Origin of the sequence: Methanosarcina horonobensis HB-1 = JCM 15518, assembly GCF_000970285.1 — an archaeon.
Classification (GTDB): Archaea; Halobacteriota; Methanosarcinia; order Methanosarcinales; family Methanosarcinaceae; genus Methanosarcina; species Methanosarcina horonobensis.
Map to the genome: position 1 here is coordinate 1558823 of NZ_CP009516.1, position 16147 is coordinate 1574969.

18 protein-coding genes are annotated in these 16147 nt (G+C 43.2%); 8 read left to right on the forward strand and 10 right to left on the reverse strand.

Annotated elements, in window-relative coordinates; translation table 11 throughout:
* Positions 1-182 precede the first annotated feature (182 nt).
* The 4 genes from MSHOH_RS06955 (at position 183) to MSHOH_RS06970 (ending at position 1982) form a co-directional block, all read left to right on the forward strand.
* Positions 183-389, forward strand: a complete 207-nt coding sequence (locus tag MSHOH_RS06955; protein ID WP_048138429.1) for a type II toxin-antitoxin system HicB family antitoxin — start codon at positions 183-185, stop codon at positions 387-389.
* Positions 382-597, forward strand: a complete 216-nt coding sequence (locus MSHOH_RS06960; RefSeq protein ID WP_048138431.1) for a type II toxin-antitoxin system HicA family toxin — start codon at positions 382-384, stop codon at positions 595-597. The genes MSHOH_RS06955 and MSHOH_RS06960 overlap by 8 nt, the downstream gene beginning before the upstream one ends.
* Positions 598-1010: 413 nt before the next feature.
* The gene (locus tag MSHOH_RS06965) at positions 1011-1355 is read left to right on the forward strand and encodes a DUF6326 family protein (RefSeq protein WP_239451258.1); all 345 of its coding nucleotides are present in this window, start codon (positions 1011-1013) and stop codon (positions 1353-1355) included.
* Positions 1356-1682: 327 nt separating this feature from the next.
* Positions 1683-1982 (forward strand): hypothetical protein, encoded by a 300-nt coding sequence (locus tag MSHOH_RS06970; protein ID WP_048138432.1) that lies wholly within the window; start codon positions 1683-1685, stop codon positions 1980-1982.
* 289 nt (positions 1983-2271) lie between these two features.
* Here MSHOH_RS06970 and MSHOH_RS06975 read toward each other — a convergent pair whose 3' ends face one another.
* From MSHOH_RS06975 to MSHOH_RS07005, 7 genes are all read right to left on the reverse strand, one after another.
* Positions 2272-3105, reverse strand: coding sequence for a hypothetical protein (locus MSHOH_RS06975; protein WP_048138434.1), 834 nt, complete (start codon positions 3103-3105; stop codon positions 2272-2274).
* 456 nt (positions 3106-3561) lie between these two features.
* Entirely contained in the window at positions 3562-3816 is a 255-nt protein-coding gene (locus tag MSHOH_RS06980) for a type II toxin-antitoxin system MqsA family antitoxin (protein WP_048138436.1), read from the reverse strand.
* Positions 3817-3959: 143 nt separating this feature from the next.
* Positions 3960-4334, reverse strand: coding sequence for a type II toxin-antitoxin system PemK/MazF family toxin (locus tag MSHOH_RS06985; RefSeq protein ID WP_048143258.1), 375 nt, complete (start codon positions 4332-4334; stop codon positions 3960-3962).
* Complete coding sequence (locus tag MSHOH_RS06990; RefSeq protein WP_158024073.1) at positions 4312-4575, reverse strand: hypothetical protein; 264 nt, start codon at positions 4573-4575, stop codon at positions 4312-4314. The genes MSHOH_RS06985 and MSHOH_RS06990 overlap by 23 nt, the downstream gene beginning before the upstream one ends.
* Positions 4547-4849 carry a hypothetical protein gene (locus MSHOH_RS06995; RefSeq protein ID WP_048138439.1) on the reverse strand — a complete coding sequence of 101 codons (303 nt, stop codon included), beginning with the start codon at positions 4847-4849 and terminating at the stop codon, positions 4547-4549. The genes MSHOH_RS06990 and MSHOH_RS06995 overlap by 29 nt, the downstream gene beginning before the upstream one ends.
* 86 nt (positions 4850-4935) lie before the next feature.
* Positions 4936-5337 carry a nucleotidyltransferase family protein gene (locus MSHOH_RS07000; protein ID WP_082089265.1) on the reverse strand — a complete coding sequence of 134 codons (402 nt, stop codon included), beginning with the start codon at positions 5335-5337 and terminating at the stop codon, positions 4936-4938.
* A 61-nt stretch (positions 5338-5398) separates the two neighbouring features.
* Positions 5399-5764: a nucleotidyltransferase family protein gene (locus MSHOH_RS07005; RefSeq protein ID WP_048143260.1), complete on the reverse strand. Its 366-nt coding sequence runs from the start codon at positions 5762-5764 to the stop codon at positions 5399-5401.
* A gap of 304 nt (positions 5765-6068) precedes the next feature.
* Between MSHOH_RS07005 and MSHOH_RS07010 the strand changes: the two genes are divergently transcribed.
* Positions 6069-7577 (forward strand): serine--tRNA ligase, encoded by a 1509-nt coding sequence (locus MSHOH_RS07010; protein ID WP_048138441.1) that lies wholly within the window; start codon positions 6069-6071, stop codon positions 7575-7577.
* A 517-nt stretch (positions 7578-8094) separates the two neighbouring features.
* Positions 8095-8706, forward strand: coding sequence for a 30S ribosomal protein S3ae (locus MSHOH_RS07020; protein ID WP_048138445.1), 612 nt, complete (start codon positions 8095-8097; stop codon positions 8704-8706).
* A 370-nt stretch (positions 8707-9076) separates the two neighbouring features.
* Here the strand turns inward: MSHOH_RS07020 and MSHOH_RS07030 are convergent, their stop codons facing one another.
* The gene (locus MSHOH_RS07030; RefSeq protein ID WP_048138449.1) at positions 9077-11575 is read right to left on the reverse strand and encodes a DNA topoisomerase I; all 2499 of its coding nucleotides are present in this window, start codon (positions 11573-11575) and stop codon (positions 9077-9079) included.
* Positions 11576-12238: 663 nt separating this feature from the next.
* Here MSHOH_RS07030 and thiC point away from each other — a divergent pair.
* The gene (thiC, locus tag MSHOH_RS07035; protein ID WP_048138450.1) at positions 12239-13525 is read left to right on the forward strand and encodes a phosphomethylpyrimidine synthase; all 1287 of its coding nucleotides are present in this window, start codon (positions 12239-12241) and stop codon (positions 13523-13525) included.
* 228 nt (positions 13526-13753) lie between these two features.
* On the opposite strand, the gene MSHOH_RS07040 is transcribed toward thiC, so the two are convergent.
* The gene (locus MSHOH_RS07040) at positions 13754-14680 is read right to left on the reverse strand and encodes a DUF2156 domain-containing protein (protein ID WP_048138453.1); all 927 of its coding nucleotides are present in this window, start codon (positions 14678-14680) and stop codon (positions 13754-13756) included.
* A 308-nt stretch (positions 14681-14988) separates the two neighbouring features.
* Here MSHOH_RS07040 and MSHOH_RS07045 point away from each other — a divergent pair, with 308 nt between their 5' ends.
* Entirely contained in the window at positions 14989-15486 is a 498-nt protein-coding gene (locus tag MSHOH_RS07045) for a GNAT family N-acetyltransferase (protein ID WP_048138455.1), read from the forward strand.
* A gap of 50 nt (positions 15487-15536) precedes the next feature.
* On the opposite strand, the gene MSHOH_RS07050 is transcribed toward MSHOH_RS07045, so the two are convergent.
* Positions 15537-15941, reverse strand: coding sequence for a DUF3303 domain-containing protein (locus tag MSHOH_RS07050; protein ID WP_048138457.1), 405 nt, complete (start codon positions 15939-15941; stop codon positions 15537-15539).
* Between the last annotated feature and the right edge of the window lie 206 nt (positions 15942-16147).

Here is a 16147-nt window from a genome sequence, read left to right on the forward strand (position 1 = left end):
GTTTCTCAATGGTTGATAGTAATTCCACCAGATATGTCATTATTTTTGTATTTCCGGCACGTACTGATCCCCTTTCTCCCCACCTACCGTTTATTTACAGCGTTAAACAGAGAATAAAAACGTAGAACGAGAAAATTTTCAGAGGCAGAGTAATTAAATATCAAAATTACTATTTATTCTTTATGCGGTTTACAATCAAACTTGAAGAATCTGAGGAAGGAGGCTATACCGCTCAGTGCCTTGAAATTCCTGCAGCTATTAGCGAAGGAGATACTAAAGAAGAGGCACTTGAAAACATTAAGGAAGCTATCCAGCTTGTTCTGGAAGTAACAAGAGAGCAGGCTCAGGTACTGGGAGAAATCGCTACAGTGGAGGTTTCAGTTGGCTAAATTGCCTTCAGCTTCTGGAAAAAAAGTTATAAAAGCTCTAGGAAAACTGGGTTTTGTTATTGTAAGGCAGAGAGGAAGCCACGTAATTTTGCAAAGAGAATCAAATCTGGTCACTGTCCCACTTCACGATCCTATTAAAAAATCTACATTGAATGCAATCCTGAAACAGGCTGACGTTTCACTTGAGGAATTGCTTGAGCACCTTTAATTTTAGGTGACCTTTTTTGAACAACTTCGTTTTATGCAAGATTTAATTGACTTATATGGGAATCTTAGATTATCTTTAGACAAGCCAATGCAGAATATATTCTAAATAGACTGCTTAATTATTACTGTAAAAATATATTTCCGGCGCGTACCGCTCCCCTTTCTCCCCACCTACCTCTTATCAGTTTCTGATCCTGCATCAAATCAATTCGCGACTAAATCCTCAAAATCATAAAAATTCAAGCAGGACCCCGGAATGGAAAATTCTTGACAGGGCCGGGGACACCTGAGAGCCTGTCTTAAATAAATCTGGTCACATAATCAGGATAGTAACTTAACCATTAGAGTTAACATTCCTCATTATCCAGTTGTAGATGGTTTGAGTTTGAAGACGTCTCCAGGAGGTAGAAGATTTTGGAAGATTGGAAGATAGAAGTTTCAGTGCTCTGGCTATTTGCATCAATTGCCTTTTTGGCTCATCAGATACTGGTGCTTATGGAGCCGGGTATTATAGCACAGTTAATGGCGGGAGTAGCAGAAGGTCAGATAATAGGACCTGAACTGATACTGTTCTTTGCAATCTTAATACTGGTCCCATTGTTGATGGCTTTCCTGTCCCTGACCCTGAAAGATTCGATTGACCGCCGGGCAAACATCATTGTGGGTGCAATCTTTGCTGTCCTCTGGTCAGTTAGCATAGTTGATGCGGCACAGTCTGCATACTGGGGTGGGGCACTGATGACGCTTTCATCAGCCTAGCTTCGGCACTGATTGTCCGGTATGCATGGAAGTCCAGAGAGATAGCCTGAACCTTACTAGCCAGATCCGGATAGCCGTATACAGGCATGTAATTAAGCCCGGAACAGAAATTCTGAACTGACAATATAGCTAAAATTCGAAAACTGTAATTCTAAGACAACTTCTCAGATTCTTCTCCATGGCAAGTTCATCCTTTAAGCAAAAAGTATCATTGATTCCATAAAAGTGGTTGAAAAACCCAGCCTGACAGCTGACCGAAAAAAGCTACTGAAAGGAATTAATAGGAGTGCCCTTATACAAAGGTCTAACGAATTGGGGAGAAAAATAATGCCTATAAAAGAAGAGATAGACAGCCAGATTATGGACCTCTGGGATGAGATCTTTGATCTTGACGACAAAAGTAAGGAAGAATTAGAGGCTAAGTATGCAGAATGGCGGGAAGTAGAACCGCGACTGGGCGAAGGGGTAGATGAATTTGTAATGCATATAGAGTCAATGAAAGGGATCAGTGACGAAAGTATGCTTATCTACAAAGAGGTTAAAGAAATCAAAGTCAGGTACAAGCAGCAGAAGGATGAGATACAGGCAAAAATAGATGCGCTGAATAAAGAAAAAGAAAGGATATAAAGATATTATTGGTTGGCTTTTGAGGGGAAAGGCCGGGAGTTAAGAGAACTGACAATAGTTTTTCCAGGCATGTTTTTATCAAAAATAAAGAAGTTGCCTTCTCTGGCTCTGATTAAAAAGTAATTTTTTTCCTTTTAGCTCTTTAGCTGCCTGGGATAGGAATCAATTGGAAGAATATACAAGTTTACTTATAAAAGATTTATATTAGCAAACACTTGACTATGACTTCTTTTTCTTTCAGGGCTTTTAAGGTATTGCGTAAGGAATCACCTTTGTTTCGTAAGGACCCTCAATTGCTTAAAATATCGTCAGCTTCCTTTTTATCGAGAAAAGCTTCCAGTTCGGAGAGGGAGTTTATTGAAGTCTTGTGGTCCCACTCAGCTTCTCTCATATATTTTCTTCCGCTCACTGATAGGTAGGGGACAAGGGAGACTGAATTACTTTCTTCAGCTTCTTTTCTGCAGTACTGGTAGAAATCACATAGCTCGCAACGGTTATGGACATGCCAGGGGACACTCTCAAGGGGAGACTGGAGGATTTCAGGCAATCGATAATGTAAAAACTCTTCAATTATCTTCATATTAAAGTTCAAATTAAATAACTCATCCTTCCCATTAAGCCAGATCCCAGCCTGGTTTAAGTCAACCTGCATATCAATATTGCTTTTTTCCAGCACGTCCTTCATCATTAGGGCATACAGCGTGGCCTGTGTCCTGTGGCTTGAACTTAGTTCCTCGCTGGCTTTTACATCTATTACCTGTAAACAGATCTCTCCTCGTTCTTTTTCTACAACCCGGATCAGATCAGGTCTGCAGGCGGAAAACCGACATATTTCAGGTGATAAATGATATTTTTGATAGAACCGGGCCGAAACTAAAATAGTAGGCTGGTAAACCGCATCTCCTGTCTTTAGTTTGCTGAATATTTCCAGACTTGTTTCTATCGGATGCGACCTTTCGTGAAGAGCTCCTTCGCCTGCCGGAATTATGACATTGTTTATAGCATTGTTTTTTAGTTTATTGAGAATTACGGATTCTTCCCATTTGTTTCCTGCCTCTAAGAGGGCTTTTGTAACCGGACTCTGGTCCTGGTTTACAACCGGGATACCTGCTTTACTGTGCATTTGCAAAGGAGTGGCATGGAACCGAAGATAGCGTTCGCAGTTGTGATAAAAGAATCTGGCTATTAACGAAGGGCTTAAATTGTGCTTTATCATCCGATCACAGGGGAGCGATAATAATTACTTGTCAAATATACTTGAAGGCTAGAGTATGAATTATGGTTATAATTTATAATTTTTGGCATTATTTTTGGACTGAATCTAATCGAGGGCTATTAGACAAGCACTATACTATAAAAAATTTGAATGCTTCTAACTATTTTCAATCAGTCTATCTCATGAAAAATAAAACTAAAATCTTAAAAACCCGCCTGGGAAAAGTTTGGCTTTAAGTTTGGCTTTGTTTCTTCTCTTACGGTTGTGCGGGAAGATGGGATAGAGGGCAGCTAAATATAAAAATAGATTTTCAAAAGTAGGTGCGGAAATAAGTAGTAGAATTTACGGATGCGACAGGTAATGTCATGCAACAATCTCATCAAAACTTAATTCTCCTGCAGCCACGGGATGAAGGAGCAGTTTGAACTCATGGAACTTTTTCATAACTATATCGATTTTTCTTGAAATCTCTGGAGCATAATACGCTTCCCCGCAGTTTTCGCAGACATAGGCGGAAACGTCTTTAATGGCGATAATCTGCTCCCCAACTTTTGCAACGAACTCAGTTTTACCTTCAACGAGTTTGCCCTTACAGAAACTGCACCTATCAGGTTTCATTTTTGATCTCTTCTGAGTATGTGGTTTATCCATTAATTATTTTCTTGGCTGCCGATCATGTAAGGTTATTAAAGAGGAAATGTCTATAAAAATGGAGTTTCAATCTGTCCTCAGATTGGCAAAAATGCTCTATCAAAGTACCATTATTCTTCAAGAGTGACATCCTCTATATAGATGGAAGAATTTAGATTTCGGATGACTTCTTTGCTTTTTTCAATATTTAGTCTTGCAAGGGGTTTTATTATAAGATTTTTGTTAAGTGTAAAGACCTTTGTAGGTTTAATCCGACTTTGGTAGTTGAGTTGACCTTTATCAAGGTCTGCACTGGTTATTGGTACATAGCCTGCACAGTTTCTTGGGTTGCTGGTTATGGCACAGCAGATGACATCGTCATTACGCGTATTGTAATAACTGTTAGAAATTATGATAGCAGGCCTTCTTTTGCTTGTGGAAAGGTCAGAAAACGGGAAGGGAATGAGAATAATATCTCTCTGTTTAACATTCGTTCCAGGCTTCATCATATTCGTTGTCCCAGAATGATAATAAAGAATCTTCTGTAATGGTTCTCCTGCTTTCAAGTGCCTGAATTTTCAGCTTCAACTCCTGGATTTCTGAGAGCAGGTACTCAATGATATCTCCTCTGGAGTAACTTATTTTTGTGCTTACCTGCAGACCTTCAGATGTTTCAAAAACCAGATCTTTGTCCAGTCTGCTCTTGTAAACGTAGTTTTCAGGACTCACTTTTCGAACCTGTGACATTTTGTTCCCTCTCAATTATTTTCAAAAAGAGTTCAAGTAATTCTGGATCTTCAGATTCTACATGCAGGATTTTGTTTTTAACTTCATCATTATTCTGGTGGCTAAAAGTAATCAAGCTAGCGTGTGATTTTCCTTCTTTTTCGAACTCTCTTACAAAGGCGACGCTTATAGGGAATATGTTCTCACCTGTGTCGGCAATCCTGCGAAGGAAATTTTCTTTAAAAATGTCTCCTAAAGTTCTTCCCTCAAGCCTTACTTTCTCAATTGCAGCCATCAGGATAGACTATAAGCTCAATGTTATATAAGGGATGACTTCGAGAGCAAGCGACAATCTTATCCAAATTTAGAGAGATTTTTTGTCTATTGGCTCATAAAGAAATTATAACACATGTAACGTTTTCTTCTTAAGGAAAAGATAAAACAGTAAAATCTCATACCGGCACAAGTTCCCTTTACCGGCACAAGTTCCCTTAATACATCGTCTTTCATCATCGGATGAAGAGCCCTTTCCGAAACAACATCGACAGAGACTCCAAATAGGTCTTCAAGATAAAATCCAAGCCCTGTAAGGTGTAATAGTGTTGCTCTTTCTCCAAATCTTACTAAGACATCGATATCATTTCCCTCTTTTTCCTCCCCACGTGCGTATGAGCCGAAAATTCCTACGACTTCAGCTTTGAATTTTTCTTTAATTTTGTCCTTTCTTTCCTGGATAAGAAGCCGGATCTGATTAACATCGATGTGTGTTTCTTTATTTTCCATAGTGTCCGTCTCCTATGTTTTCAGATTTTTGTATTTTAACTCAGATATACATAACCATAAATTAGTCTGCTTGAGAGACCATTGAGACCGGAACGCACTGCACATCGTCAAGCGGTAATTCGACTGAGGCCACTTCATCAAGGATATGTTTTCCAATCCTGGGTTTGAGTCCTGTTCTTGTCACCAGATCTACTTTCACTTCCAGGAGGTCTCTCAGGTAGTATTTAAGCTCGATATATTTCAAGAGACCAGGCGCTTCGTCGAATTCCACAAGGATATCAAAGTCACTTTCACCTGTTTGTTCCCCACGGACGTATGAACCGAAAACTCCTGGATAGCTCACGCTGTACTTTTCTTTTATCTCCGGCAGGTGTTGTCTGAGTATTCTTATGTAATAGTCAGCATCCTTGAGTTGTTGGGAAGGCATTTTCCTTTCTTTCCTTTTTTGTTCTTTGTTACTCAATTACTACTGAATTATAATAGCTATTTTCTCTATAATAGTTATCCGATCCCAAAAATGAGTTTCAGATTACAAAATCTAAATATTTATTTAGTTGTCAATTTCTTATCTAAGTAAAAAGATCATAACAGTTTGGGTATCTATATCTAATCTTAAACCGAATTATAGCAACTGCAGATCACTTCTCTCCAGAATAGGCACTTAATATCTGCTGACATCCTTCCCAGACTCACAGCCAGTTTATCAAATATAACTGAAAGAGGCTCAAACCTTGGAACTGAAATTCAAACTCAGAGCGTATTTTAAAACAAGTGCAGATCCCACTCCCACAAAGGAGACCGTAGCTGCGCTTTTTGAAGAGGCAAACAGTACTCTTCTTACGAAAGGAGCTCCCGAAGGGCAGGGAGCGAAAATTACGGAATGGAAGCTCGGGGAAGACAGGATCGAGCTTACCCTGGAGTCAGGAAGGTATGTCAGGGTGCATGATGCCGTCCTGCGGCTGAAGAAAGTGCTTTCAGAGCAGCTGGGGAAAAAGTACAGGATCGGAATCAGGGGAATTGAAGTTGAGTCCTTTACCATCCAGGTGCCGGCTGAGCACGAGCTCAGGATGCTGAAGGTGCCTTACATAAAGGGTATGGAAAATATCGAAGGCGGAATCTTACTCGAGCTTGAAGTAGGGGAAGCTGAGATGAAGAACAGGGTCCCTGACCGCGTCCTTACCCTGCTTGAAGAAAAAATTGAGGCTGCCCGGTACGGGGCAAAGGCTGAGCACTGGAACCTGATCTGGCAGAGGGAGCCCATGAAGCACCCCTTTAACGAAGACCCGACCCAGGCGATGCTGAAAGAGGGCTGGCTCAAAAGAGGGGCAAGCCGCGGGCAGTGGATCCATGGGCCCCAGTCTACGAGAGTATTCCGGACTTTCGAAAAAATCGTCTTTGACGAACTCCTTGAGCCCCTCGGGTACAGGGAGATGATTTTCCCGAAACTGGTCACCTGGGAGGTCTGGATGAAATCCGGGCATGCCAAGGGTGTGTATCCCGAGATCTATTATGTATGCCCTCCGCAGACAAGGGACCCTGATTACTGGGAAGAGGTTGCAGATTATTATAAGGTCACACACGAGGTGCCGACAAAGCTCATAAAAGAAAAAATAGGAGAGCCCATAGGCGGCATGTGCTATGCCCAGTGCCCGCCTTTCTGGATGTACGTAACTGGTGAGACACTTCCGAATGACGAGATTCCCGTGAAGGTCTTTGACAGATCCGGAACCTCTCACAGATATGAAAGTGGTGGAATCCACGGGATTGAAAGGGTTGATGAGTTCCACAGGATTGAAATCGTCTGGATAGGGACAAAAGAACAGGTAGTAAAGTGTGCAGAAGAGCTTCACGAGCGTTATATGCACATATTCAACGACATCCTGGACATTGAATGGAGGAAAGCAAGGGTTACTCCCTGGTTCATGGCACAGGAAGGGCTGCTCGGGCTTGCCGAAGAGAACAGTGTCGGGACTACTGATTACGAAGCCTGTCTGCCTTACCGCGGGAAAAACGGCGAATGGCTCGAGTTCCAGAACGTAAGCATCAACGGGGACAAGTATCCGAAAGGCTTCAATGTAAAGCTTCAGTCCGGAGAAGAACTGTGGTCCGGGTGTTCTGGGGTAGGACTTGAGAGGTGGGCTGCAGTCTTCCTTGCGCAGAAGGGGCTTAATCCTGAGAACTGGCCGGAAGAGTTCAGGAAAAGAGCAGGTAAAATGCCGGAAGGAATTCGCTTCCTCTAACTTTTACCCTAACTATTACCCTAACTTTTACCCTAACTTTTTACTCTTACCTTTACCTTTAAATTTTTCAATGATGTTCAACCCATTTTTTCCTTTTTCTCTTTGCGAGACGTGAGAACAGGAGGACAGAACGTGTTTCTGACCGATTTCTTTATATATGGAAATGATGTGTATAGTGAGCCATTAACTAGTTAGTATCCGCTAATTTCTGAGAATATCTGGCCGATTTCCGGTCACATTTTTGACTATCAGGAGCCTGTGGCTGTCGGCAGATGGGATGGGGCCCCAGTCCGGAAATGCTAAGAGGCTCAGAGATTTTTGTATTGCATGGAGAAGGTTACAAAAGAGCGAATCCTGAGGCAGTTCAGAACTGTGCAGAACGCCTGAAAACCTTTCACGCTCATTGATTATGGAAAGGCTCATCCGAGCATCCGGAAGACAAAAACCTGAGACTGCCTGAGGGCATCAGGACAAAGCAAGATAAAACTACATATACGAGTTACTTCGGAGGAATTACTTGGCAAGAAAGAAAGTACAGAGAAAGCTTGACGGATGGAAATCCAAGGAATGGTACAATATTGAAGCCCCTGCTTACTTAAACAGGGTTATTGTCGGAAGCACAATGGCAGGAGACGCTGCACTGCTCGTAGGCCGCAATGTTGAAACCACAGTTGGGGAACTTACCAACGACATGACCAAGAACAACACAAAGGTCATCCTCAGGATCAACAACGTTGTCGGAGACATAGCTACTACTGACCTCATGGGTCATGAACTCACAACCGACTATGTTCGCTCAATCGTAAAAAGGCAGACTTCCAGGATCGATGCCAATATCGAAGTCCAGACTAAAGACGGCTTTGTTATCCGCGTAAAACCTACCTGCTTCACTATCAAGAGGGCACGTTCAAGCCAGATGCAGGCCATCAGGGAAATGATGGTTGAGATCGTCAAGAAGCGCGCATCCGAAACCGATTTTGAAACCTTCATGCAGGAAGCAATCCTTGGCAGACTCTCAGCAGCCATTTACAGGCAGGCCAAGTTCATTTACCCGCTCCGCAGAGTCGAGATCAGGAAAACCGAAGTCGAAGCAATGCCCACAGCTGCACCTGCACCTGCAGCAGCATAATTCTTTTTGACTAAATATTAGAAGCAGGAGAAAATCCGAAAGGATTTTCTTATCTCTCTTTTGAAATTTTGTTTAGAATTTTGTTATTTTTCAGGATTATCTCTTTTAGAATCTCATCTCACATAGTTTCATTATTTTACAGGTCAGAAGGAAGACAGAAAATGCCTTCTCTTTATGGTTATGCTATGACTCTTTATGGTTATGCTATGAGATACTTTGGAGAATGAATCTACTTCGTCCAAAACGTAATCTTTTGGCCTCAAAAACCATTTGCCCAAAAAGTAGAAAGAGTTTGAAGGGAGGAAGAAGTAGAAGAAATAGGAAGTAGAAGAATTTTGTCTATTTTCTTCTTTTTCTTCCCTTGATGCCTTCACTTACTCTCTTTCCTGCTGCCTGCAACAGATACTGCTTTTGAAACTCTGCCTGCTGCCGGTTTTTCCGTACCTCTTCCCGCACTTTTCGTCCCCGACCCTGTTGCAGGATCTGCAGAAACCTTTCTCTGTGCCCTCGATTCATTTCTGGGGCTCACTTTTTTCCAGTATTTTATACCTTCCGTGCAGCGCCGGTTTAAGCAGAAATCATCTTCCGGGATTTCGCTTCCTTCTCCATCTTCTTTTAGCCTGAATAGCTTCCAGCCGCAGATCTCACAGGTTTTATCGAGAAGGGTTAATTTTCCGGTCTTTGGGACCGAATGCGTATATCCGCAGCGTTTTGTGCAGCCCAGAAAGCGGTTGTCTTTGAAAGATATCAGGAACATTCTCCCGTCACATTCAGGGCACGGTCCCACGGTTTCAGGAGGATAACATTCCTTTTCAAGCTCACATTTAAAGCAGGGTCCTACACCTACAGCCCAGTTATACTTATTTCCTACCTTCAGGACAGCTGCTCCTTCTTTTTTACATTCTTTGCTCCTGAGTACGGTCAGAGCTCCGGTTTTCGGCAGGGGGAACGAGTTTCTGCAATCAGGGTAACCTGTGCAGCCCACAAAGCGCCCGGAATCCGTCTGCACGATTCTGAGCACGTGCCCGCATGCCTTGCAGGTCCCGATGTAGTTTTTCTTGTCTTCAAGGGCAGCTTCATCCTTGATCGTACCTGCAATGTTTGAGGTCAGCTCTTTTTTGTTTGCTTCAAGCTGGGCATACATCTCTTTTATCAGGACTGTACCTTCATCAAGGGCAGCTTCGAACTCTTTTTTCCCGTCTTCTACTTCCTGTATAAGGGCTTCAATCTTTGAGCGGATATCAGGCCTGACAAGGATCGGGACGGATAAAGAAAGCCCTTCCATCAGGGTAAAGCCTGTATCAAGGATAGAAATCGTTTTTCCTTTGTTCTCGAAATAACCCCGCTTTTTGTTTGTCTCGATATGGGTAGGAGCCGTTGCTTTTGTCCCTATCCCGTGCTTATCCATAAGGGTCAGGAGTTCGGCTTCTGTCAGCTTCTTCGGAGGACTGGTTTTGGACTTTGTATTGCTCAGCTTTTTTACGTCCACTTTCTCTTTTTCCTCTACAAACGGGAGGAGCTTATCTTTTTTATTTTCAAAAGGATAGACTTCGAGCCAGCCTGCATCTTTAAGCACGGTCCCTGAGGAGTCAAAAGGCTCTTCCTGAACCTGCAGGTGAAGGTGTGTTTTTTCGAAAACCGCTGCAGGCATCAGGTTTGCCAGGAAATGTCTTGCAATAAGGTCATAGACTTCTGCCGCTTGCGGGATATTTATTGCGGAGCTGATCTCTCCCCTGGCAGCCGCCCGGATAGGGTGAATAGGGGGATGGTCATGCGCGTCTTTTTCTCCATTCTTCGGCACTATCGGGGCGGAGAGAATGGACTCGGCAAAGGGCTTGTACTCTTTCTGCCTCGCAAAATCAAAAACAAGGGACTTAAAGTCGAAGTCGTCTGCATATTTGTTAGTCTCTGTCCTCGGATAGCTAGTAAACCCTGCAAGGTAGAGCTGTTCCGCGGTTTCGAGTGCAACCTCCGGACTGATTCCCAGGAACTTTGAAGCCCGCTTCAGGAACTCTGTAGTATTCAAAGGGTTCGGAGGGCTGGTTTTCGCTTCTTTTACCGTTTTCTTTACGACAAGCCCTTCCTTTGCCCCTTTTAGCCGCTTGAAAATTTCAGCTGCTTTTTCTTTGTCGTGGATGTTTCCTGCTCTGTGAGTGCCTTCGAATTCTCCACCTTTTGCGGCAAAAATTGCAGTAATCTTCCAGAAGTCCTTTGCCTCAAAAGCCCGGATTGCTTTTTCCCTTTCGTAAACAAACCCGCAGGTAGGAGTCTGGCAGGGTCCTATTGAAAGGACATCTTTCGTCCTTGCCTTTTCCCTGACCGAAAGCGTGACAAAGCGCGTAAACGCAGCCCCCATTTTCAGGTCAAGGATCTGCCTGGCTTCCGCAGCCATGGCAAGGTTATGGTCAGGGTCCACAGGACTTTCAAAAGCTTTTCTGACCTCTTTTGGGGAAAGGGCTGAAAAACGTGCCCTTGCGACAGGTACGTTTGTAACCTCTTCGGCAAGGGTTTTTGCTTCAAACCCTATGTTTTCCCCTTCCCTGTCATAGTCGCATGCAAGGATAATTTTGTCTGCCCGTTTTGCCAGGTTTTTTATCGCAGCTTCGTACTCTTTCCTGGTCACGAACTTCTCAGGGTCAACCCCAAGCAGTGTGCTCGGGTCAACTTCACTCCATTTGTTGTACTTTTCGGGAAAGTCGTAGCTCATAATGTGCCCGGACAGTCCCATGACGAGCCATTCTTCCCCTTTCCACTTAAACTCGTAAGCAGGCAGCCCTTCTACCGAAATTTTATCCACTTCCCCATCGCCAAGGATACTGGCTATCTGGGCGGCTGCTTTGTTTTTTTCTGCAAATGCGACAACTGTCATATAAAGTACCTTAATCTCTGTTATTGGGATATAGAATTTAATGAGGAAACGTTATGGAAAATGCTCAGAAATTTTAAGAAACACTGTATGAAATATTGTAAGAAATATTAAAGGTAGCATAGTCAGGAAGTATGTGGAAATATGTACTATTAAGTAATGAAACGTTTCCCGATTAAACTTTTGACTCAAACTGATCAACTTCGGTTATCTGTTCACGCTGTCTATAAAACCCCTGCCCTCTGTAAAAAACCCTTCGCTTTATAAACAACAGGTCTGGATTTCCTGCATATGTATGCCCTACTTAATAGGCTTACATTATTTATATATTTGTCTGTTTATACATTATTGGGGAACTTTTCCGAATGTAAAAAGCTATATATCAGTTTACTCTCTGTTCTAATCTACAAACTGGAATTTCCGAATTAATCGTTATAGTCATTTTAACAGGGAAGTTTATTCGATTAGAAAATTGATCCGGTTATATTAAACCTGATCCAATTATATTACTTCACTATCATTATTATTGGTACATTACCGGTAGTCCTTGTTTTCTTTACTGGTGTGTCCTTACTACTACGTCCTTATTCAGGACTGAAACATTTTAGGGCTGGAACACTCTAGGACCGGAATACTATCTCATCCACCTCACATACGGAGTAAAAAATGACGCTGATGGAAGACGCAAAGCGGGGAATCATTACCCCTGCAATTGAAGCCGTAGCAAAAGCTGAAGGAATAGACGCTGAAACTGTCCGTTCCTGCGTGGCAAAAGGGCTGATTGCCATTCCGAAGAATATCAGGCGAGAAACCCTCCCTGTAGGAATTGGCAAATATATGAGCACAAAAATAAATGCCAATGTAGGTACATCAAGGGACTGCATCGATATCGATGCCGAAGTTGAGAAAGCAAAAGCCGCAGAAGCCTTTGGAGCTCATGCAGTAATGGACCTCTCAACAGGCGGAAACCTGAACGAGATCCGCACCCGCATTCTTGAAGCCATAAACATCCCGGTAGGAACCGTCCCCATTTATCAGGCTGCAGCTTCCCAGAAAGTTGTGGTGGAAATGACTTCTGACGACATGTTCAATGCTGTCAGGAAACATGCCGAACAGGGTGTGGACTTTGTAACCGTGCATGCCGGAGTCAACTTAAACTCTCTTGAGCGTCTACGCCAGAGTGACCGGATTATGAATGTTGTCAGCCGCGGAGGCTCTTTTACCCTTGCCTGGATGCTGCACAACGGGGAAGATAACCCCTTCTATGCCGAATTCGATTATCTCCTTGAAATCGCAAAAGAGTACGACATGACCCTTAGCCTTGGAGACGGTATGCGTCCGGGCTGTATTGCCGATGCTTCCGACCGCCCGAAGTTCATGGAATTTATCACCCTCGGGGAGCTTGTAAAACGTTCAAGGGCTGCCGATGTCCAGACTTTTGTGGAAGGGCCGGGGCATGTCCCCTTAAACGAAATCGAACTCAGTGTCCGGGGCATGAAAGAGCTCTGCGACGGAGCCCCTCTCTACCTTCTGGGTCCTCTTGTTACCGATATCGCCCCTGGCTTTGACCACATAACCGGCGCAATCGGAGGAGCCGTAGCGGGAATGCACGGCACTGACTTCCTCTGTATGGTAACACCCTCCGAACACCTTGCTCTTCCGTCTCTCGAGGACATCAAAGAAGGTCTGCTTGTAACAAAACTTGCAGCCCACACTATTGATCTCATAAAAGAAGGTCCAAGAGAACGCGCCTGGAAGCAGGACACAGCTATGGCTTATGCCCGCAGGGACCTTGACTGGGAAAAGCAGTTCGAGCTTGCAATCGACGGCGACCGAGCCCGCAAAATACGGGATGCCAGGAAGACGGAAAGCGATGCCTGCTCTATGTGTGGGGAACTGTGCGCAGTTAAGATCGTAAAGGAAGCTTTCGGGGAAAAGAAAAAAGAAGTATAAAAGGCAGAAAAAACAATTTCTTCTATTTCCTTTTTCTTTCAATTCTCTGATTTTTTCTTCTTTCCTGTCTCTTCTTCCCTTTTTTGGAAAAACCGCTCTCCTGCGTCGAGCGGGACAATCATTTTGGGTGAAGATCCTATTCTGACCAATCAATTAGTCCTCTTGAGCGCAGCGAAAAGGACTGCGTACTGTTGCGATTACATCGCAACTCCCATGAAATCTCCGATTTCATGTGATCCCGAGGCGCAATTCGGGCGAGGCGCAATTCGGGCGTTTAAGCGAATATACTTCAACCATGTGGTGCGGGTGATACCTCAGTTTTGCTTCTCTGAGGCCGCCGACCCCGAGATCGCTCTCACGGTTAATGTATTCCACTTCGCCTGCAAGAGCTGCTGCCGTTTTCGCATTGATAGCCTTATAGATCCCTTCGCAGTCCGGCAGTCCCTTCTCGAAGTGGATAAGTGCTGTATCGGCATTAAGACGCTCAAAAAGGGAGATGGCACCGACTTCCGAATCAACCCGGAGCAAAAAGCCTTTCAGGGGAAGTTCAGTGAAGTGCTCAACTGCATAGAAAGCTGCTTCGACCTCGTGGGCAAGGACCGGATTTTTGTCGCACCCTTTCCAATCGTGCCATTTTCTCAGGAGTTCCATAACCTCTTCCAGGTTTCCGGGTATAATTGGTTCAACCGTATGCGTGCAATTCTTTCGGAACCTGTTGAGCTGGCTACGGATTTTTTGATATTTTTTTCCCGGAAGTTCAGCAAGGTCGGAAACTCTGTAAATATACTCGAAGTTATTTCTATCCGGCACCAGTAAGAGGCCTGGCTCAAGCTCCTGTATCCACTGTGCAGTATCAGGATCGATGAGTACAAGAGGGGTCTCGTCACTTACGTCCATTGCCAGCCGCAAAAGAGCACGCATAAGTTCAGGATCGTGGGGACCTATTGGAGGGTGAAACCGGGTAACTCCTTCAGTGGTACATGAAATAATTACGTTTCCATTCACGTATGCATATTGGTATGGTGTAAAATGGTTCCAGCAGACCATATTTGTGAATGTATTGCTGCTGTGGGATTGCGGGTAAAGTGCGTAATGTCGCTCGAAAAAATTCCTGTCAGCAAGCGTGACAGGTTTGAAATCTTCCTGGCAGAGCATCAGGGATCCCTTAAGGTTCGTAAATTGAACATTCTGAAAGTGCAATATACAGGTTTATTGTTTTTCATCTGCCCACCATTTCCTTAATTGATTCCTTCAATATATCTTTTTAGCGATTATTCCAGACAATTATCATCAGAGCTTTCATAAGTATAGCTAACTTCTATAAATTACATTAAAATACTATCTTCAATTTAATAGGCTTACGCATTTAATTTTTGGAATTATTTATATACAATCTCTCAAAGCCCTGCTGGAACTTCTAGAGTTATATTAACCAATCAACTAAAAAGGAAAAAGGAATAAAAATGTCGGAGACTGAGAAAAAATCTGGTTTGAATATCCGCATTGCAGGTGAAAAAGATATCCCTCTTATCCTTGAATTTGTCAAAGGGATTGCCGAGTTTGAAAACCTTACTCACCTTGTTACAGCCACGGAAGAAACCCTAAAGGAGTCAATGTTCGGCAAAAAGTCTTATGCTGAGGTTTTCTTTGCCGAACTTGACGGAGTGCCTGCAGGTTTTACGGTCTTTTTCCACAACTTCTCCACTTTTGTAGGAAAGCAAGGGCTCTATATCGAAGACATTTTTGTGAAACCCGAATTTCGGGGCAGAGGGATCGGAAAAGCGATGTTTCTGCACTGCGTTAAGCTCGCAAAAGAAAGGAACTGCGGGAGAATGGAGTGGGCAGTACTTGACTGGAACCCTGCAAGAGAATTCTACGAATACTTCGGAGGAAGCCCTGTAGATGGGTGGCACATATACAGGATGGGCGCGGATAAATTCCAGAGTGCGCTCGAAAAATAAATTCGGAAAAAATTCGGAGAAATTTACCTGGAGTTCTCCTCTTTAAAGTTTCAGGTCGTATCTTCTTGCTGGATGAAAGAGTGATGTTCAAGGCGTTCGATTCTTTTTTCAAGTATTTTTATCTGCTCATAAATTTCTTCTGATTCTTCCTTACCCTGAGCAGCCCCTATCCCTTTCTCTCCGGTTTTTTGGGCACGTTCCTGAGCCGCCTGCATATATTTGTCTGCTTTCATAACCGGAATTGTTTCGAACCTGCAGACACCAATAAAAGGAATGACTGAAGGTGTATACGTTTTCTCGTCTTCAGTTTCGTAAATTACAAACATGCGGTAGCCAGTAAGGTCAATCCATTCGTCAATTACTTTCATGCCTTTCGGGTATTCATAGTTCTTATAAAGGCCCTCAACCTTTGCTGAGTCTTTAGGTTCCCATGTTATTATATCCATCAATAGCATTTGCCTGATACCCCCAGTATTAAAAATAGATTCAAATTATGTTCAATCGAATCTGAGTCGGATTCAAAGTACATTTAGCAAAGTTAAGTGTTGTTTGTTGTTTCTCATCAAATGGGCATATAGTTTCAGGAAGAATTGTTTAGAAAAAAAAGTTCGGAAAAATGTCCTAGTTACTATTCTCTCTGGAGTTTATTTTGTTCTTAATC